16 protein-coding genes are annotated in these 19,260 nt (G+C 65.4%); 3 read left to right on the top strand and 13 right to left on the bottom strand.

Annotated features, from left to right (window positions below):
- Window position 1: 1 nt before the first annotated feature.
- Entirely contained in the window at window positions 2-496 is a 495-nt protein-coding gene (locus tag PCA20602_RS08210) for a Fur family transcriptional regulator (RefSeq protein ID WP_150720803.1), read from the bottom strand.
- 238 nt (window positions 497-734) lie between these two features.
- Here PCA20602_RS08210 and PCA20602_RS08205 point away from each other — a divergent pair, with 238 nt between their 5' ends.
- On the top strand, window positions 735-1,610 hold the full coding sequence (locus PCA20602_RS08205) for a DMT family transporter (protein ID WP_150720802.1): 876 nt from the start codon (window positions 735-737) through the stop codon (window positions 1,608-1,610).
- Between the two features lie 26 nt (window positions 1,611-1,636).
- Here PCA20602_RS08205 and PCA20602_RS08200 read toward each other — a convergent pair whose 3' ends face one another.
- The 5 genes from PCA20602_RS08200 to PCA20602_RS08180 all read right to left on the bottom strand — a co-directional run bounded on the left by PCA20602_RS08200 (window position 1,637) and on the right by PCA20602_RS08180 (window position 6,732).
- Window positions 1,637-2,851: a class I SAM-dependent rRNA methyltransferase gene (locus PCA20602_RS08200; protein WP_150720801.1), complete on the bottom strand. Its 1,215-nt coding sequence runs from the start codon at window positions 2,849-2,851 to the stop codon at window positions 1,637-1,639.
- A gap of 199 nt (window positions 2,852-3,050) precedes the next feature.
- Window positions 3,051-4,109 carry a tyrosine recombinase XerC gene (xerC, locus tag PCA20602_RS08195; protein ID WP_150720800.1) on the bottom strand — a complete coding sequence of 353 codons (1,059 nt, stop codon included), beginning with the start codon at window positions 4,107-4,109 and terminating at the stop codon, window positions 3,051-3,053.
- Window positions 4,109-4,777, bottom strand: coding sequence for a DUF484 family protein (locus tag PCA20602_RS08190; RefSeq protein WP_150720799.1), 669 nt, complete (start codon window positions 4,775-4,777; stop codon window positions 4,109-4,111). Before PCA20602_RS08190 ends, xerC begins: the two co-directional genes overlap by 1 nt.
- A gap of 163 nt (window positions 4,778-4,940) precedes the next feature.
- Window positions 4,941-5,792 (bottom strand): diaminopimelate epimerase, encoded by an 852-nt coding sequence (gene dapF, locus PCA20602_RS08185; RefSeq protein WP_150720798.1) that lies wholly within the window; start codon window positions 5,790-5,792, stop codon window positions 4,941-4,943.
- A gap of 43 nt (window positions 5,793-5,835) precedes the next feature.
- Window positions 5,836-6,732 (bottom strand): lipid A biosynthesis lauroyl acyltransferase, encoded by an 897-nt coding sequence (locus tag PCA20602_RS08180; RefSeq protein WP_150720797.1) that lies wholly within the window; start codon window positions 6,730-6,732, stop codon window positions 5,836-5,838.
- 188 nt (window positions 6,733-6,920) lie between these two features.
- Here PCA20602_RS08180 and metK point away from each other — a divergent pair, with 188 nt between their 5' ends.
- Window positions 6,921-8,099, top strand: a complete 1,179-nt coding sequence (gene metK / locus PCA20602_RS08175; RefSeq protein WP_069343019.1) for a methionine adenosyltransferase — start codon at window positions 6,921-6,923, stop codon at window positions 8,097-8,099.
- A gap of 137 nt (window positions 8,100-8,236) precedes the next feature.
- Here metK and PCA20602_RS08170 read toward each other — a convergent pair whose 3' ends face one another.
- Window positions 8,237-9,637, bottom strand: a complete 1,401-nt coding sequence (locus PCA20602_RS08170; RefSeq protein WP_174980949.1) for a coniferyl aldehyde dehydrogenase — start codon at window positions 9,635-9,637, stop codon at window positions 8,237-8,239.
- Window positions 9,638-9,912: 275 nt separating this feature from the next.
- The gene (locus tag PCA20602_RS08165; protein ID WP_150720796.1) at window positions 9,913-11,577 is read right to left on the bottom strand and encodes an isovaleryl-CoA dehydrogenase; all 1,665 of its coding nucleotides are present in this window, start codon (window positions 11,575-11,577) and stop codon (window positions 9,913-9,915) included.
- Between the two features lie 415 nt (window positions 11,578-11,992).
- Here PCA20602_RS08165 and PCA20602_RS08160 point away from each other — a divergent pair, with 415 nt between their 5' ends.
- Complete coding sequence (locus PCA20602_RS08160; protein WP_246182082.1) at window positions 11,993-13,738, top strand: GMC family oxidoreductase; 1,746 nt, start codon at window positions 11,993-11,995, stop codon at window positions 13,736-13,738.
- Here PCA20602_RS08160 and PCA20602_RS08155 read toward each other — a convergent pair.
- Genes PCA20602_RS08155 through PCA20602_RS08135 form a run of 5 tightly spaced genes read right to left on the bottom strand, consistent with a single transcriptional unit; the run spans window position 13,709 to window position 19,260 of the window.
- Complete coding sequence (locus tag PCA20602_RS08155; protein WP_246182081.1) at window positions 13,709-14,599, bottom strand: prepilin peptidase; 891 nt, start codon at window positions 14,597-14,599, stop codon at window positions 13,709-13,711. The genes PCA20602_RS08160 and PCA20602_RS08155 overlap by 30 nt on opposite strands.
- 2 nt (window positions 14,600-14,601) lie before the next feature.
- Window positions 14,602-15,693, bottom strand: coding sequence for a type II secretion system F family protein (locus tag PCA20602_RS08150; protein ID WP_150720795.1), 1,092 nt, complete (start codon window positions 15,691-15,693; stop codon window positions 14,602-14,604).
- A gap of 40 nt (window positions 15,694-15,733) precedes the next feature.
- Window positions 15,734-17,458 (bottom strand): GspE/PulE family protein, encoded by a 1,725-nt coding sequence (locus PCA20602_RS08145; protein ID WP_174980911.1) that lies wholly within the window; start codon window positions 17,456-17,458, stop codon window positions 15,734-15,736.
- Entirely contained in the window at window positions 17,442-17,915 is a 474-nt protein-coding gene (locus tag PCA20602_RS08140; RefSeq protein WP_150720793.1) for a hypothetical protein, read from the bottom strand. The genes PCA20602_RS08145 and PCA20602_RS08140 overlap by 17 nt, the downstream gene beginning before the upstream one ends.
- Entirely contained in the window at window positions 17,905-19,260 is a 1,356-nt protein-coding gene (locus tag PCA20602_RS08135) for a type IV pilus inner membrane component PilO (RefSeq protein WP_150720792.1), read from the bottom strand. Before PCA20602_RS08135 ends, PCA20602_RS08140 begins: the two co-directional genes overlap by 11 nt.

The raw sequence follows: 19,260 nt of genomic DNA, 5'->3' as shown, positions 1-19,260 counted from the left end.
CTCAGTTGGTCGCGCCGGCGCACTGGGCGCAGGTGCCGTGAATCAGCAGCTCGACCTGTTCGCCGACGAACCCCTCGGGCAGACGCTTGAGTTCGCGCTCGCTCAATTGGGGATGCTGCGGCCAATCGTCAAGACAGAAGGTTCGGTGGCAGCGTACACAGCGGAAATGACCGTGCTGCGTATGCGGGCGCGGCGCATTGGCACGCGCGGGGTCGACATGCTCGGCCATGACGAAGCGGAAGATGCGGTCGTCGCCCGCCTGCTTGATGGCCCAGCCCTGCGCGACCAGCCAGTCGAGCACGCGGTAGGCCGTGACCCGGTCGAGCGGGTCGGTGTCGGTCGCCAGGTCGGCCAGCACTTCCTGGTGGGTGAGAGGCCGGCCAGCCTTGAGCAGCAACGCCAGCACACGTACACGCCCCGAGGTCACGCGGCCCGATTGCTCCTGCAAGCTCGCGCGGGCGGCTTCCAGATACGGTTGTAATTGAGTAAGGCTCATGAATCGATTTAAGCACAGCGCCGTCAGCGCTGCAACCGAGTTGCAAAAGTGGGCTTTCGACGAAGGTTGGCGACGAAAGCGGCCCTGTGTCGGGCATGTTAACAGGGCAACCCGGGGATTCCGGGGCACATTGGCCCGCACCGGGGACATCAGGCCCCTTCCGGACTCCCATTTGCGGCATGTGACCGGAAGTGAACGGGCAATGCGTCATACAATTGACACAAAAACCCCCTTCGTCATGTCGCTCACCGCCCTCGCCCTCGTCGTCACCGCCGCGCTCCTGCATGCCACCTGGAATTTCGTCGCCAAACGGATCGACACCCGTGAAGGCGGTGGCCCGCAATTGGTCTTCCTCTACGCACTCGTCACGGTCGTCCTGTACACGCCGCTCGCGCTGTATTTCGTGAGCGCCACGGACATCGGCTGGCCGTCCCTGCTTGGCTGGGGCGTCATTGCGGTGAGCGCCCTGCTTCACTACGGCTACACGCTGGTCTTGCAGCGTGGTTACCGCGTGGGCGATCTGTCCGTGGTCTACCCGCTCGCGCGCGGCACCGGCCCCTTGCTCTCCTCGATCGGCGCGATCGTGCTGCTGGGGGAACGCCCGGGCTGGCTGGCCGTCGGCGGCATCGTGCTGGTGGTCGGCGGCGTGCTGGTGATCGCCGGCGGCGAGCGACTGTTGCGGCGCGGGAGCATGCACGCGGGCGCAGGCTGGGGGGTACTGACGGGGGCGTTCATCGCGTCGTACACACTGGCGGACGCCTACGCGATCCGCAACATGATGCTCGCGCCGCTCGTCTATTACTACCTGGAGAACGTGCTGCGGGTCGTGCTTTCGGCACCGGCGGCACTCTCGCGCCCGTCCCGTATCGCGGTGCTCTGGCAAGCCAACTGGCGCAAGATCACGGTGATTTCCACGATTTCGCCGATTTCCTACTTCCTGATCCTGACCGCGCTCAAGTACGCGCCGGTGTCGCACGTCGCCCCGGCCCGGGAGATGTCGATGATGGTCGCCGCGCTGCTCGGCGTGCGGGTGCTCGGAGAAGGGGAGGTGCGCCGCCGCGTGGGCGGCGCCGTCCTGATCGCTTTGGGTGTGGTCGGTCTGACGCTCGGTTGATACACGACACACACCAAAGCGAGCGCTTACATGCGCTGCAACCAAAGCCCCTTGAGGTATTCGCCTTCCGGGAATTGCGTGAGCATCGGGTGGTCCATGCCTGCCGAGAGGCGACGCAGGATACGGGCGTCGACACCGGCATCCACGGCCGCACCGGCCACGATCTTCTGGAACAGATCGGCATCGATGGCGCCCGAGCACGAGTACGTCAGCAACTGACCGCCCGGACGCAGCAGCTTGAAGCCCGCCATATTGATGTCCTTGTAGGCGCGCGCTGCGCGGTCGACGTGATGCGCCGACGGCGCAAACTTCGGCGGATCGAGCACGATCATGTCGAACGCGCGGCCCTCTTCGCGCAAGGCGCGCAGGGTCTTGAAGACATCCGCATCGAGCCATTCGGCACGGGCAGCGTCGAAGCCGTTGAGCGCCACGTTGCGCGCGCCGATGGCCAGCGCATCGCCCGAGGAATCGATGGACAGCACGCTCTGTGCGCCCCCCGCCAGCGCCGCCAGCGAGAACCCGCCGGTATAGCAGAAGCAGTTGAGCACGTCGCGGCCCTTGGCCTGCTGCTGCACGAGACGACGGTTGTCGCGCTGGTCGACGTAGAAGCCCGTCTTGTGACCGTTGCGCACGTCGACGTAATACTTCACGCCATTCTCATGCGTCGTGAGTGATTCCGGCGCTTCGGGCGGTTCGTCGCCCGCCAGCACACCGGTAAGGCTCGGCAGGCCTTCGCGCTCGCGCACGGCGGCGTCGGAGCGTTCGTAGACGTTCGGGCAGCCGGTCGCGCCGACCAGCGCTTTCGTGATGGCGTCCTTCCAGGCTTCCACGCCCGCCGCCATGAACTGGCAGACGAGCTGATCGGTGGCGGGCTCGCCCGGCGCGGACTGATAACGGTCGACGATCAGCCCCGGCAGGCCGTCGGCCTCACCGAAGATCAGGCGCGTCGCGCCCGTGTCGTGCACCATTTCTTCGCGATACGCGAGCGCTGCCGACACACGGCGCTTGAAGAACGCGTGATCGACCGGCTCGTTTTCGTTGAACGTCCAGACGCGGGCGCGAATGGCCGACATCGGGCTGAAGGCGGCGCGCGCGAGGAAGCGGCCGTCGGCGGCACGCACCACGACCGTCGCACCGGATGCCGGGTTGCCGTCCACACGCGCCACGGCGGTGGCGTAGATCCAGGGATGGCGGCGCAGCAAGGACTTTTCTTTGCCGGGCTTGAGGGTCAAGGTATTCATGCGGGACGGACCAACGGTTGCATTCGGGGTGACGGCAAGTCTCACGACGCGAGCGGCGCCTGAGCATTACGCGCAGCGTGTCCGGGCCGGCGCCTGAGGCAACCGGCTGGGAAGACCCACTGCGACAGCTTTCAGGACAGCGTTCGGGACTTGCGGGGAAGGACGCGATTCTACACCGACTCCGGTCCCGGCAGCCCGCTCAGGTCTTCTTGCGCGAGCGCGGGTGCGCCTGATCGTAGACTTTCGCCAGATGCTGAAAGTCGAGCTTCGTGTAGATCTGCGTCGTCGAAATGTTGCTGTGACCGAGCATCTCCTGCACCGCGCGCAGATCGCCCGACGACTGAAGCACGTGCGTGGCGAACGAGTGACGCAGCATGTGCGGATGGACATGCGTCGGCAGCCCGGCGGCGAGCGCGTGACGCTCCAGCCCCTGCTGCACGGCCCGTCCCCCGATACGCTTGCCGCGCGCCGAGAGAAACAGCGCGTGGGGCTCGGTCGTCGCCAGCGGCGCACGCATCTCCAGCCACTCGGCCAGCGCCTGCACCGCCTTCTCGCCCACGGGCACGCGACGCCGCTTGTTGCCCTTCCCCGTCACCACGACCTCGCGCTCGGCGAGATCCAGCCAGCTTGCCGACCGGTAGCCGTCCGCCTCGACATACCGATGGTCGAGTCCCGTCAGCTCGGACAGACGCAGGCCGGACGAATACAGCAGCTCGAACATCGCCCGGTTGCGCACCGCCTCGGCAGATGTGCCCGTCGCGAACTCGACGAGCGCCGACGCCTGATCGGGCGAGAGCGCCTTGGGTAACGGTTTGGGTTGTTTCGGCGCGCGCACCCCCTCGACGGGGTTGGCGGCCAGCGCCGTGCGTTGAGCGAGCCAGGCGAAGTAGCCGCGCCAGGCGGAGAGCTTGCGGGCAATCGACCGCCCGACCAGCCCCTCGGCGTGCAGCTTCATGACGAAGCGGCGAATGTCGCCGTGTTGCAGCGATTCGAGCGCACGACCGCTCGCCAGACGCTGCAATTGCCGCAGGTCGCGCGTGTAGTTTTCCAGCGTGAGCGCAGCGAGCTTGCGCTCGCTGGCGAGAGACGTGAGATAGGTGCGGATGCCCGGTTCGAGCGGCGTGGCGTCGTCGGCGCCAACGGTAGCATCGCGATCGTCCGTCCCGGGCGGGGTATCAGATGAATCGGATGAGGCCGATGCCGCCAGTGCCACCGATGCACCCTTGGCGTCGCGCCCGGCCCGGGGTCCGGAGGACATCAGTCGTCGGCGCGCAGCTTGCCCAGGGCGGCCCCGGCCAGCTCGCCGATTTGCGTGAGGAAATCGGTCGCCATGCCTTCGTGGAAGCGGCGGGCGTCGTCCGAACCCATCACCAGCAGGCCGAACACTGGCCCGCCGGGCACTTGCGGGTCGCGCAGCGCGAGCAATGCCACGGAGGCGGGATCGCTCGGCGCGCCCAGCCACGTCACGGCTTCGAAGCCGGTATTGGCGCCGCAATACGGCGTTGCGAGGCTCGAGGCGAAGATCTTCACCTCTTCGCTGACACTGCGGGCGAACTCGGCCGGTTGATACGGCGCGGCCACGCTCCACAGGCGCACGGCGGCAAACGGCACGTTGAAGACGTCGCGCAGACCCCGGGCAATCGCTTCGGGCAACGCATGCGGATCACGCTCGCCGAGCAGACCGAGGGTCCAGCGGTGCAATTTGCCCGAGATATCGTCGTTTTCATGGCCATAGCGCATCAATTCGGCCAGGCGCCGCTCGATCTGCTTGGTCTTCTCGCGCTGCATCTCGATCTGACGCTCCTGCAACGACACCGCCCGCTGGCCGTGCGGGCTGGTGAGCCGCACGCCGGCCAGCAATTCGGCGTGGCGCTCGAAGAAGTCGGGATGCGCGATCAGGTATTCCGCAATATCTCGGTCGTTCATGAATGTCCGTCTGCTGTTCGTCAACTGCCGCCGGCCGCCCCTCGAACACAAGGAGCGCCTGCGGCCGCCTGGGTCGCTAAATCAGAATCCGTCTGTAACCTCAGCCCTGCGCCTCATGACCTTCCGGGGCGCGCAGGCCGTTGCGCTGCGTCCTGCTGCCGTCTCAGACCTCGATCGTGCCTTCGAAGACCGTGGCAGCCGGCCCTGTCATGATGACCGGACCGCTTGCGCCGTCCCAGTCGATGGTGAGCGTGCCGCCATGCGTCTCGATGGCGACGGGCGCCTTGAGCAAGCCGCGACGGATGCCCGCGACCGCTGCCGCACAAGCCCCGGTGCCGCAGGCGAGCGTTTCGCCGGCGCCGCGCTCGTACACGCGCAGACGCGCCTCGTGCTGGCTCACCACTTGCAGGAATCCGGCGTTCACACGGCGCGGGAAGCGGGGGTGACGCTCGACGAGCGGTCCGTCCGTCTCGACCGGCGCGGTATCGACGTTCTCGACGACTTGCACGGCGTGCGGGTTGCCCATCGACACGACGGAAATCCACGTGGTCTTGCCGCCCACGTCGAGCGGCCAGAGCGTGTCGTCGCCCTCGCGGCGGCCTTCGAGCCCGGTGGCATCGAACGGCACGTCGGACGGCGTGAGAATCGGTGCGCCCATATCCACGCTGACCTGACCGTCTTCGCGCATCGTGAGCGTGATCACGCCCTGCTGCACCTCGACACGCACCGTCTGCTTGTCAGTGAGGCCCGTGTCGCGCACGAACTTGACGAAGCAGCGCGCGCCGTTGCCGCAATGCTCGACCTCGCCGCCGTCGGCGTTGAAGATGCGGTAGCGAAAGTCCACGCCCGGCAGCGTCGCGCGTTCGACGAGCAAAAGCTGGTCCGCGCCGACGCCAAAATGACGGTCGGCGAGCGCACGCCACTGTTCCGGCGTGAAATCGATGGTCTGCGAGATGCCGTCGATCACGACGAAGTCGTTCCCGGCGCCTTGCATCTTGGTGAATTTGAGCTTCATGCCGCTATTGTAGTGGAGAAGGTCGACGCGCATCCGGTGCCGGTCAATAGACGCCCGGCTCGCCCTCGGGGCGCGTCTTGAAGCGCTTGTGAACCCAGTAATACTGTTCCGGCATCTTGAGAATCTGTTCTTCGAGGAACGCGTTCATGCGACGGGCGTCCGCATCCGGGTCACCGCTCGGATAGTTCTCCCAGACCGGGAACACCTTGAGGCGGTAGCCCTTGAAATTCGGCAGCACCTCGCCGATGAACGGCAGAATCTGGGCGCGGCCGACTTCGGCCAGCCGCGAAACCGACGTCAGCGTGCAGGTTTGCACGCCAAAAAACGGCACGAACGTGGAGTTTCGCGCGCCGTAGTCCATGTCGGCGGCCAGCATGACGGGTTTTTTCTTGCGGAACATGCGCAACACGTCACGGGCGCTGTCGCCACGCGGGATCATCTCGGCGTCGAAGCGGCCGCGCTGCTCACGGGCCATGGCGTCGAACGCCGGGTTGGACATCGGGGTGTACAGCGACGCGCAAGGCCGGTGCAGCGAATAATTGATGAAGACGGACGCCGCTTCGATGCCCACGAAATGGAAGCCCAACAGAATGGTCGGCGGCATATCCGGCGCGCGCAGGTCCACGGCGGAGTCGAGTTCGACGAGCCGCTCCAGCTTCTTGCCGCTGCCAAACCACTGAAAGCTGCGCTCGGCATAGCTGCGGATCGCATGGACGAAGGACGCCCGGGCGACGCGCTCGCGGGTAGCGTCGTCCCAGTGGGGAAAACACAGGCGAAGATTGGTGTGCACCACCCGCTTCCGGGAGCTGGGAATCGAGTACAGCACATGGCCGATTCCCGCGCCAAAACGGGCGACCCAGCTATAGGGCAGCAGGTTGAGTCCGCGCAGCAGACCCACGCTGAGGTAGTACCCGAGCGATTTCTTGGGAGTGGTTGACATGTCGCAAGCAGGATTTCTTCAGGGGCGTATAATAAGCGACATCGCCGAGTTAACTGACAACTTGCGGGGCGATTCGAATGGGCAACCCGACTGAGGCAGCGCATTCGACCAATTTTCCGCTAAAGCGTCGCCGCTTCCCCTCCGATGACGGCAACGTGAGTCGCCAAATATCGTTAGAGGAGCCAGAAGTGGCGAACGACTATCTCTTTACCTCCGAATCCGTCTCCGAAGGTCACCCGGACAAAGTTGCCGACCAGATCTCGGACGCCGTTCTCGACGCTATCCTGACGCAAGACAAGTACGCGCGCGTTGCTGCGGAAACGCTTTGCAACACGGGCCTCGTCGTGCTCGCAGGTGAAATCACCACGACCGCCACGGTTGACTATCAGCAAGTCGCACGCGAAACGATCCGTCGCATCGGTTACGACAACACCGACTACGGCATCGACTACAAGGGTTGCGCCGTGCTGGTGGCGTACGACCGCCAGTCGCCGGACATCGCGCAGGGCGTGGACCGTGCGCATGACGACAACCTCGATCAGGGCGCCGGCGACCAGGGCCTGATGTTCGGCTACGCCTGCGATGAAACGCCGGAACTCATGCCGCTGCCGATCTACCTGTCGCACCGTCTGGTCGAGCGCCAGTCGCAAGTGCGCCGCGACGGTCGTCTGCCCTGGCTGCGTCCGGACGCCAAGTCGCAGGTCACCATCAAGTACGAAAACGGCCGTCCGCACAGCATCGACACCGTGGTGCTCTCGACGCAACACGCGCCGGACATCGGTCTGGAAGCGCTGCGCGAAGCCGTCATCGAAGAAGTCATCAAGCCGGTGCTGCCTGCCGAACTGATCAAGGGCGACATCAAGTTCCTGGTGAACCCGACCGGCCGTTTCGTGATCGGTGGCCCGCAGGGCGACGCCGGCCTCACGGGCCGCAAGATCATCGTCGACACGTACGGCGGTGCCGCACCCCACGGCGGCGGCGCGTTCTCGGGCAAGGATCCGTCGAAGGTCGACCGCTCGGCCGCTTACGCCGGCCGCTACGTCGCGAAGAACATCGTGGCTGCCGGTCTGGCCTCGAAGTGCGTGATCCAGGTCTCGTACGCCATCGGCGTGGCGCGTCCGACGTCGGTCATGGTCAACACGTTTGGCACGGGCAAGATCAGCGATCAGCGCATCGCCGAGCTGGTCGAGAAGCATTTCGACCTGCGTCCGAAGGGCATCATCCAGATGCTCGACCTGCTGCGTCCGATCTATGAGAAGACTGCCGCTTACGGCCACTTCGGCCGCGAAGAGCCGGAATTCTCGTGGGAAGCCACCGATCGCGCCGACGCGCTGCTGGCCGACGCCGGTCTGCGCGCCGTAGCCTGATACCGCACCAAGGCACTCCGCATCACGTCTGAAGCCGGTGTGAATCGGCCTCAGATAAACAAAACCCCCGTCCGGGTCGAACCGGCGGGGGTTTTGTTATTGGGAGCGCCTCAGTGCGCGGCTGACGAATCCGGCGATCAGCGAATCAACTGCCGGATCATGGCGGCGAACACCTTACCGTACGGCGGGTTGAGCAACCCCGCGCCGTTCCAGCGCGCCTGACGGAAGATCGGCTTCTCCTTGGAGAACGTGCGGAACCCTGCCTCGCCGTGGTACCCGCCCATGCCCGACGGCCCCACGCCGCCGAACGGCAGCGAGTGCTCGGCCACATGCAGCAGCGTGTCGTTGATGGTGACGCCGCCCGAAATCGTGCCGTCGACCACGCGGTCGATACGGGTATTGTCGGTATCGAAGACGTACAACGCGAGCGGTCGCGGACGCTCGTTCACGTACGCAATCGCCGCGTCCAGATCGTCATACGGCACTACGGGCAATAACGGGCCGAAGATCTCTTCGCGCATCACGCGCATGCCGTCGTGCACCCCCGTCAGCACGACCGGCGGCAGACGTCGGCGTGCAGCCTCCGCCGGCGTGTCGAACAGCGCATGCGACGTTGCGCCCTGCGCCGCCGCTTCGTTCGCCAGCCCCGACAACCGCTCGAAGTGACGCGCCGACACGATGCTCGTGTACTGCGGGTTATGAACCGCATCCGGATACATACGAGCGGCCACCTGCCGTGCCGTCGTCACGAACGTGTCGAGCTTCTCGCGCGGCACGAGCACGTAGTCAGGGGCCACGCACGTCTGCCCGGCATTGAGGAGCTTGCCGAGCATGATGCGCTCCACGGCGTGCTCCCAACGTGCACCGGGCCCGATGATGGCGGGCGACTTGCCGCCCAGCTCCAGCGTGACTGGCGTGAGATGCTCGCTCGCCGCACGCATGACGTGATGGCCGATGGACGTCGCCCCCGTGAACAGCAGATGGTCGAACGCGAGCGTCGAGAAAGCGCGTGCGACCTGCGCATCGCCAGTGACGACCGTCACCCACTCCGGCGGGAAGGTTTGCGCGATGGCCGACGCGAAGACTTCCGCGAATCGCGGCGTGACTTCGGACACCTTGATCATCACGCGATTGCCCGCTGCCAGCGCATCGGTGAGCGGGCCGACGGCGAGAAACAGCGGGTAGTTCCACGGCACGATCACGCCCACGACGCCCAACGGCTGCGGCACCACCGCACGCCGCGCGGGCAGCAGCCAGAGATTCGCCCAGCCCTGCGAACCGCGCATCCAGCGACGCGTATGCGACAGCGCATGCTTCAGGTTGCCGAGCGACGGAAACAGTTCGAGCATGTCGGTTTCCTGCGCCGAGCGCCCGTTGAAATCGGCGTCGATGGCATTCGCAAACGGCTCGCGATACTTGTGCAGCATCGCTTGCAGCGCCGTCAGGTGACGCTTGCGCGTCGACCAGTCGACATGCGGCGCGGCGTCGTGTGCGCGACGCATCGCGTCGAAGCGTGGCAACAGCAGCGCGCGCGCCATGTCGTCGTCCTGCGACGTAGGCAACGCCTGCGCGGCATGAAGCCCGTCGTGAAGTCCGTGATCAGGCTCGTTGCGAAGCCCGCCCGGCTCGTCCTTGTGTCCCATGCCGTTCTCCTCCCTGCAAGCCCCGGTGCATGAAGGCACCGGCGGTCGCCGTCGATATGTTGTCGTTATGAAAAGTGCATCATGCAGACGTTATGCGCATGTCATGCACGCGTGGCGTGCGTGTCTTATGCGCATCTCGTGCGCAGCGTTTGCGCGTCAGGCCCTGCCCCTCACGCGAGAAACGCTCTGTCGAGCCATGCGCGCTGCACACCGGTGGCGAGCGTCTGCGGCATCACGCCGTACACGCGTCCCCCTGCGTTCGAAAACCGGCTCTCGATGAACCCGTGGGCCAGTTCGGACGGTGCGTGTTCCAGCAGCAACGCCGCCTGCGCGAGCAACACGATCTGTTGTGCGATGGCACGCGCGCGCACCGCGTGCGTGGCCGGGTCGGCAGCGAGCCAGCCGTGCAACTGCGCCAGTGCTGCGCGTAACGTCACATGTGACGCGGTGCGCTCGGTCAGCCACTGGAACCAGCTTTGCGCGATGTCCGGCTCGCGGCTGATCGCGCGCAGCACGTCGAGGCACATCACGTTGCCGGAACCCTCCCAGATCGAATTCACGGGCGCCTCGCGATACCACCGCGCGAGCGGCCCCGTTTCGACGTAGCCGTTGCCGCCCCACACTTCCATGCATTCCCCGGCAAACTCCAGGGCGCGCTTGCACACCCAGAACTTCGCTGCGGGCAACACGATGCGTCGCCATGCGCGTTGCACCGGTGTGTCGTCATCGACAGCACTTGCGTCGAAGGCCTGCGCGAGCCGCATCGCCAGCCACGTCGCGGCTTCCGACTCCAGCGCGAGATCCGCGAGCACCGTCGTCATCAGATCCTGATCGACGAGCTTCGCGCCGAACGCCGTGCGATGCCGCGCATGATGAATCGCCTGCACGACGCCCGTGCGCATCATCGCCGCACTGCCGATCACACAATCGAGCCGCGTGTACGTCGCCATCTCGATGATCGTGGGCACGCCGCGCCCCGTCGCGCCCACACGCGTGCCGTACGCGCCCTGAAACTCGACTTCGCTGCTGGCGTTGGAGCGATTGCCGAGCTTGTCCTTGAGACGCTGCACCTGCACCGCGTTCTTGCGTCCGTCGGGGGCATAGCGCGGCACGAAGAAGCAGGACAGCGCATCGCTATCGCTCTCGCGCGCGAGCACCAGATGCGCGTCGCACTGCGGCGCGGAGAAGAACCACTTATGACCGACGAGCGAGAACGTGCCATCGCCGCCATCGGTCGCGGTCGTGGTGTTCGTGCGCACGTCCGAGCCGCCCTGCTTTTCCGTCATCCCCATGCCGATGAGGATGGCGTGCTTCTGCGCGAGCGGCACATCGCGCGGATCGTGTTGCGGCGCGAGCAGCTTGTCCTTGATCGTGGGGAAAAGCGACGCTTCCTTGGCGAGCACGGGAATGCTCGCGAACGTCATCGTCGTGGGGCACAACGCGCCGGCCTCGTTCTGCGCATGCAGAAAATACGATGCCGTACGCGCGGCAAACGCCCCGCCGCGTAGATGCGCCCACGGCAGCGATTGCAGTTGTGCACCGCGCAAAAGCGCCATGAGCGAATGCCATGCGGGGTGAAACTCGACACGGTCGATGCGATTGCCTCGCGAATCGAAGGATTGCAGCTCGGGTTCATGACGATTGGCGTCCTGCGCCCATTGCTGCACTTCGGCCTCGCCCAGACGCGCGCCCTGCCGATGCAACGTCTTCGCATGCCAGTCGGCATCGAACGCGGCGACGGCAGCCTGCAAGGCGGCGTCGGTCGCGTAGAGGTTGTAATCCGTGAGCGGCGGCACCTGATTGGTGACGTCATGCGTCTGCCAGGCTTCGGTCATCCGTGTCTCCGTGCGTGTCTCCGTGTTCTTGTCCAGCCCCCGTGCGGCACGCATCTACCGTCATGGGCACCGGCTGTCCACCGGTCGGGTAACGTCACGATGCCAAGCATGGGACGGTTACCTAAAGGCGATCATTTCATCATAGCGCCCACGTCCGTGAAGTCACCCAAATTAGAGGAATGCTTCACTTCACCCCCGAACGCGGGCAATGTCTGCCTACAATGAGTGCCGCTGCAAAGTCACTGCCACCGACACCCTTCGGGACACAACGAAGTCGGGGCGTGCACAAAGAAGGATAAGAACGAGACATCGGCATCGCCAAGAACGACAAGCCGAAACAGCTGACGCAGCGAACGCATTCGAAAACACCGCAACATCACAGTGAATGCAGTGCCATCCAAGGGAGGATGACAGCATGGACTATGACTACGTCATTGTCGGCGGCGGTTCGGCCGGTTGCGCGCTCGCCGCGCGTCTGGCCGACGGCTTGCCGGGCAGCACGATTGCGCTCATCGAAGCCGGTCCTCCGGACAACAGCTTTCTGGTGCGCCTGCCGCTCGGCCTCGCCGCCCTGGTGCCGTTCGCGTCGCGCCGCAACTACGGCTATCGCACCATACCGCAGGCGGGACTTGGCGGACGCCAAGGCTATCAGCCACGCGGACGCGGACTCGGCGGCTCCAGTTCGATCAACGCGATGATCTACACACGCGGGCATCCCGACGATTACAACGATTGGGCGCAGGCCGGTTGTACAGGCTGGGGATGGGATGACGTACTGCCCTACTTCCGTCGCAACGAAAACAACGAACGCGGTGCAAACGCGTGGCATGGCACGGGCGGCCCGCTCAACGTGGCCGATCTGCGCACCGTCAATCCGTTCTCGCAGCACTATGTCGACGCTGCGCGCGAAGCCGGATTTCCGGTCACCGACGATTTCAACGGCGAGCATTACGAAGGCGCGGGCATCTATCAGGTGACGCAGAAAGACGGCCAGCGATGGAACGCCGCGCGCGCCTATCTGCACGGCAAGTCGCGTCCGAATCTGCATGTGATCACCGACGCGCTCGTGCAGCGCATCGTCTTCGACGGCAAGCGTGCGACGGGCATCAAACTGCAACGTCAGGGCGCACTGCAAACCATCCGCGCACGTGCGGAAATCGTGCTGAGCGCCGGTGCTTTCAACTCGCCGCAGTTGTTGATGTGCTCGGGCATCGGCCCGGCCGAACACCTGCGCACGCACGGTCTGGAAGTCCGGGTCGATGCGCCGGGCGTTGGTGAAAACCTCCAGGACCACATCGACTTCATCGTCAACAAGTACGTCGCTCAGCGCGACCTCGTCGGCTACACACCGGCGGGGTTGTGGCATCTGCTCATGCAGGGGATCGACTATCTGCGCGACCGGCGCGGGCTGTTCGCGAGCAACGTGGCCGAGGCCGGGGGCTTCCTCAAGAGCGATCCGTCACTCGCGCGACCGGACTTGCAGATGCACTTTCTCGTCGGCATTTGCGACAACCACAACCGACGTCTGCATCTGCGACGCGGCCTCTCGTTGCACGCTTGCGTGCTGCGACCCAAGAGCCGGGGACGTGTCACGCTCGCGTCGTCCGACATGCGCGATGCGCCGCTCATCGACCCCGCATTCCTGCAAGCGCAGGAGGATGTCGACACCTTGCTGCGCGGCGCACGCGTGATCCGGCGCATACTCGCCGCGCCGTCGCTCGCGAAGTTCGGCGGACACGAGTTGCACAGTCGCGGGATCGAATCGGATGAAGCGCTCACCGCGTTGATCCGTGCGCGCGCCGACACCATCTACCATCCGGCCGGCACCTGCCGGATGGGCGGCGATGCGGCATCGGTGGTCGATCCGGAACTGCGCGTGCGGGGTGTCGAGGGACTGCGTGTGGTCGATGCATCGATCATGCCGACGCTCATCGGCGGCAACACCAATGCGCCATCGATGATGATCGGCGAGAAGGCCGCGGATCTGATGCTGGCGAGTGCTTCTGCATCGTCGGCTTCCCTGTCCTCCTCGACGATCACGCCCGGGACCGGGGCACGTGCCGATGGCGAGCGTCGGGCCGAGGCGCCGCTCACGCAAGCGCGAGCGCAATCCTCCGCCGAACCGGGCCTCTCAGCCGCGCGTGCGCAACCACAGGTCTAGGAACGGCTCGCCCCACAACAAACTCGCCAGCGCCCCAAGCACTAGCCAGGGACCAAACGGCAGCGGCTCGCGCAACGCGCGGCCGCGCACCATGCCGAAGACGGCGAAGGCGAGCGTCGCGGCCACGGCGCCGAAGGCCAGCATCAGCGGCACCCCGATCCACCCGAGCCACGCCCCGCACGCGGCGACGAGCTTGGCGTCGCCACCGCCAAGGCCATCGTGCTGTGTGAGTGCGCGGTACACCGCCGCAGTCGTCCACATCACGCCGTACCCCAGCGCTGCGCCGAGCACCGCCTCGTCGACAGGCAAGGTGACGTGCATCACGCTGCACAGCAAACCGCTCCACAGCAGTGGCAAAGTGAGCCAGTCCGGCAGCAGCCGGGTGTCCATGTCGATGAGCGCCAGCGCGAACGCCGTCGCACCGAAGCCGCACCACGCGAGCATGGCCACGTACTGGTGTGTGGGCACGAAGATCCACGCGATGGCGGCGAACAGCACACCCACGGCCATCTCCACGAGCGGATAGCGCATGGAGATGCCCGTGCCACAGGCGGCACATCGACCGCGCAACCACAGATAGCTGAAGACCGGCAGATTGTGATGGACAGCGATACGCGACTCGCATCGCGGGCAACGCGACGGCGGCCACGCGAGGTTGAAGACGGGGGTGACCGGCGGCATCTGCCCCGACCATGCCGCGACCTCCTGCGCCCATTGCGTTTCCAGCATGCGTGGCAGACGATAGACGACCACGTTGAGAAAGCTGCCGACGAACAACCCGAACACAGCCATCGCTGCCGCCACGGCCTCGCGCGGCAAGGCACGAAACGCCGCCCACAGAACATCGACGAGCGAGGTCATCGTCAGAACATCGATTGTGCGTACTCACCGGCAGCGTGGCCGATTTGCAGCATGCCGCCGACGGTGAAGATGATGGTCAGGCCGACCATCGCGAGCAGCACCGAGCGCAGCGTCGCGGAGCGTGTCTTGATGCGCTCCGCGACTTCTTCGATCGTCATCAACCCGATCTTGCGAATACCGGCGTCGAAGTTGGTGCGTCCGGAATACTCGACGAGACGATCGAACACCTCCTCGTTGAAGATGCCCGTATCCATCGCCTTGATCATGCTGCGCTCGCTTTTGAGCGACGCACGCATGCGTAGCAGATGCCATCGCAACCACGGTGACGCGCGCGCGAGCAGCAGCGAGACGGCATCGAACACCGACGTCTTGGCGCTCGTGAGTGCCGCCAGCGCGACGAGAAATTCCCCCGCACGCACATCGCGATACACCGCGTACGGGCCGAAATTGTCGAGACGTCGACGCATCGGCCCCGTCCACCGGCTGAACGACAGCGACATCATGACGACGAGCGCGACCGGCACGCCGTAGAGAAACGGCCACCAGCTCGCGACGAACCCGGACATCACGTAAAGCCCCGCGCCGACGAGCGGAAATTTCTCGGGCGGCATGATCTCCGTCATGATCGGCATCATGCCGTACGCCACGCCGAGCTGAATCGCCGCGAGCAGCACGGACATAAAGATCGGCAACGCCACCGCACCGGCGATGGCCGCGCGGGTTTGCTGCTGAAGCGTGACCACGCGCGCGAGAAAGCGCAGCGTGCCGGGCAGATCGCCCTTCTCGCCGGCGGCGATCACGACGAGGTCTTCCTCGGGAATCGTGCCCGCCCACGACTTTTGAAGATTCTTCGAACTCGCACGGTCACGCCATACGGCGTAGAGCGGCGCCATCGGATTGCGACGCTCCTTGGCACGGGCATGGCGGCGTGAGAACAGTTCGAACGGATTGGCGCCATCTTCGATGGCGTCGGCGAAGTCGCTGTAGAACTTGGCGCGGGTCTTGCGGAATCGACGTTTGGCTTTCGTCAATCCGGGATAGGGGTCACGCGCGGGCGAGAGTTTGGCGAGCAGGCGGTTGGCAGCTTCGATCATGGCAGTGGGTGCAAAACGTCAGGCCGGCATCAGTGCAACGTCACACGCTGGCGAGACGTCGCGCAGAAGACGTGCCGGCCGACGTCGTCTGACGGAAATGAAATTTTTTGAGCTTGCAGAACGCGGCTTCGACGTCGTGCGGATCGACGAGGCCTTGCGACATCTTGAACATCGCGTGCTCCATTGCGGATTTGCCGGTCATGTGAGGGCTGGTCAGGTCGCCGTCATGGCATGCACGCCAATGACGTTCGGCTTCCCAGTAATGCCCTTCGCGCAGCAGATCGAGCAGTTCGTCAGTCAGCTCGCACACTTCCGCCACGACGGTCTGCCCACCGGTGCCGCGCCCGCGACACCGCTCGCAGCCGGGGCCTTCGACACAGACCCTGGACGTATCGATACCGAGCGTGCCGATCACCGACAGCGTGGCCGCATCGAGCGCCTCGGCGGCGGGACGCTTGCAATGCGCACACAGCACCGGCAGCAGCTTCTGATAGACGATGGCCGTCAGAAAGTTCGGCGAAGTGACGGCGGCGAGCGGCATGCCGATCTCCTCGCTGACCAGACGCGTCACGATGCCGAACGCGCTCGACGCGTGCACCGTCGACAGCACCTGATGGCCCGTCTCCGTCATCGACTTGGCAAACGAACCGGTCTCCGCATCGCGAATCTCCCCGGGCATCAGCTTGTCCGGATCGCCCCGCAACAGCACCTTGGCGGCGGCGCCGAACGGCGAGTCGCCGGGACCGTCCTCCGCACGGCGCTGAATCGGAATCTGCGTCATGTGGGGCTGGATGTATTCGACCGGATCCTCGATGGAGAAGAATTTCTTGCCCGAGTCGCGCTCGTAGGTCATCAACGTGCGCAACGTCGTCGACTTGCCGGAGCCGGTCTCGCCCGCGATGATCGTGAGCCCCGGGCTGCGATGCACCGCGTCTTCGAGAATCTCGACCTGATCGTCGGAGTACCCGAGCTGCGTGAGCGTGAGCACGTCGCCATCCGTCGCTTCGTTGATCAGCAGGCGCAACACCACGTCCACGCCGCGATTCTCCTTCACGCTCTGGAAACGCAACTGATACTTGCGTTGACGAAGCGTGAGCGGGATCGAGCAGCTTTGATGCTGTGCTTCGTCGAAGTGGTTATGACTTCGGCTGCTCGGATCGGCGCGCGAGTTGTACGCCGCAGACACAGCATCGAGCATGGCGTGATAGTCGCGCGCGAGACGATCGCTGTCCGCCGTCATGCGCAGCTTGCCGTGAATGCGCATGCGCACCTGCACCTGACGCCCTTCACGAAACTCGAAGTGGATGTCCGACGCCCCCGCCTCGATCGCGCGCTCGATGATCAGATCGAAATTGCGATACGCCCCGGTGCGTTGCTCGCCGGACCGATCGCTGTCGTCGCCCTGCTGTTGCAGACGCGACTGCATCAGCAGAATCTCCTCGGTCGTGCCCACGTAGATACCTTCGAGATCGAGTCGATGCCTGGCCCGCACCGCGCGGTCGAAGCGGTCGAGCAAGTCAGAGCCTTGCGTGCGCACGAACGTGTTGTGTTCGAGCAGCACCAGGTAGAGACGCGGCTTCATGGCGACTAGCACGAGCGAGCCGTGCTCCGCACCGGCCAGCGTGATGCCCAGGTCCTGGCGCCAGCCGAGGGTCTGAATGTCCGATTCGCGCAGATCGGCGATGGGATGCACCACGGCACGCGTTCTGGCGCGATGCCCGAAGCGCGCCAGAACGGCGCGAAACCGCTCAGAAACGTTCGCCATGAGATGCCCTCGGCATACGCTGACTCGCTTGCGTAGCGGACGATGGTGCAATCCCGAAGGCATTGGGCAACAACAGGCGCTTGCGCTTCGCACCGTGTTGGAGGTCGACGAAATCGTCTCCGATGTCGACGACCTTCCACTCGCCGACGTTGTCGCCCCGGGTCACGTTGCGCCCGAAGCGGCCGTCGACGCGCAGGTAGGCCACCGTCGCGTTTTCCACGCCGTAGATGAACAGCAACTCGGGCGGCTCGCCGGTCGGCGGAGGCTTCGTGTCGGCACGCCCGTGTGCGTTGCCCGCCGCGGCGGCCCTGGCGTCGGCCTGCTTTGCGTCCTGCGCCTCCTGCGAGGCCTTGAGATGGGCGCGGGCAAAGGCGTCGATCGTCTCCTCCGCGTGTGCCGTTGCCGGAATCACCGCCGCCATCGTCAACACGGCACGGCGGAAAAACTTAATGAACATAGTAGGTTCCTTGTGCAGAGAAGACGGGCTTGCCGTCGTCCACCACGATCTTCAACTCGCCCAGCGACATGTTGCCCGCGCGCATCATCAAGCCCGCGACGGAGTCGTAGAACGCCAGATGCCCCGCCATCTTCCATTCGCCTTTCGAGATCGGCAGCGGTACGTCGTGGCGCGTGGCCACGCCCGGCGGCACGGGCACCAGCGGCTTGGGCATCGTCAGCGCGATGTCCATGCCGTAGTCGCCGAGCGCTTGCAGACGGGCGCCGGCCGTGCGCAGAAATTGATTGCGCGGGATGGGGGTCACGCGAGCATCGCCGTCGTCTTCGATCGCCTCCGACGCGTCATTCGCGGACGCAGCGCCGACCGATGCGGCTACCGTGCGGGCCGACGTCGCGTCATCGTCGGGTAGCGTGACGACCTCCCTCGCGTGATCGAGGTCGACGATCTGCGCCGCAGGACGCTGGGAGAGCAGCAGATCGAAGGTGCCGCCCTCGCGACGCCGCCATTCGATCTCGCAACGCCGCGCCTTGCAGTCGATGCTCGCCGGGCGCCATCCGCCCGCATTCGCCGGCAGACGCGTAATCGTGCGTTGCAGATGCCGCGCATACGACGCGCCCGTCGAGAACGATTCCGCCGCAAGCGCGCGCTTGAGCGCCGCCTTGTAGGCATCGACCGGATCGACGCGATTGGCAGCGGCGAGCTTCTCGCGCTGCATATCTTCGTACCACATCCATCCCCAATACCCCGCGCCGCTAACCACGACCAGCATCGCAATGAGCGCGGCGGCGATCTTCATCTGGCGGGCGGGCATGCCCGGCAATCCTTTGCGCACCGGCTTCAACCGCGCCTGTGCCGCCTCCTCGCGCAGCGCCGCGGCAGCGATATCGTCAAGCGTGAGAACGACGTCCGCGTGCGGCAGGTCCATACGCATCACCCCGGCCAACTTCACCGGCCCGCCGACCTCCGCCGTCCATTGCTCCAGACGATGCTTCAACGCCGACGCGGGCAGTTCCAGATCGAGTTCAGGACGGTGATCGCGCAATGTCACGAACAGCGCTCTGGCGGGATCGTCCGGATCGGGATGGATGAACGCGACGTTCGGCGCGTCGACGAGCGAACCGAGCACGGCGGCGAGCGCGTACCCGTGGATGGCGTCTGCGGCGTCGGTCTCGGACAACGCCATCAGTCCGACGGTGCGCGTGCCCGCGCCGTCGTCCGTCACCGCGAAGTGTGAGGCGTCGCGGCTGCGCGCAAGACTGCGAATCTCGGCCATCTCCTTCTCGAGGCCGATCAGCGTCTCCCACTGCGCGCCGACAACGAGGTGATTGGACAGTGCGCGTGCCAT

The sequence above is a fragment of the Pandoraea capi genome, assembly GCF_902459735.1.
In the GTDB taxonomy this organism is placed as follows: domain Bacteria; phylum Pseudomonadota; class Gammaproteobacteria; order Burkholderiales; family Burkholderiaceae; genus Pandoraea; species Pandoraea capi.
Note: the sequence above shows the minus strand (reverse complement) of the source record. Positions and strands in the feature narration are given on the sequence as shown.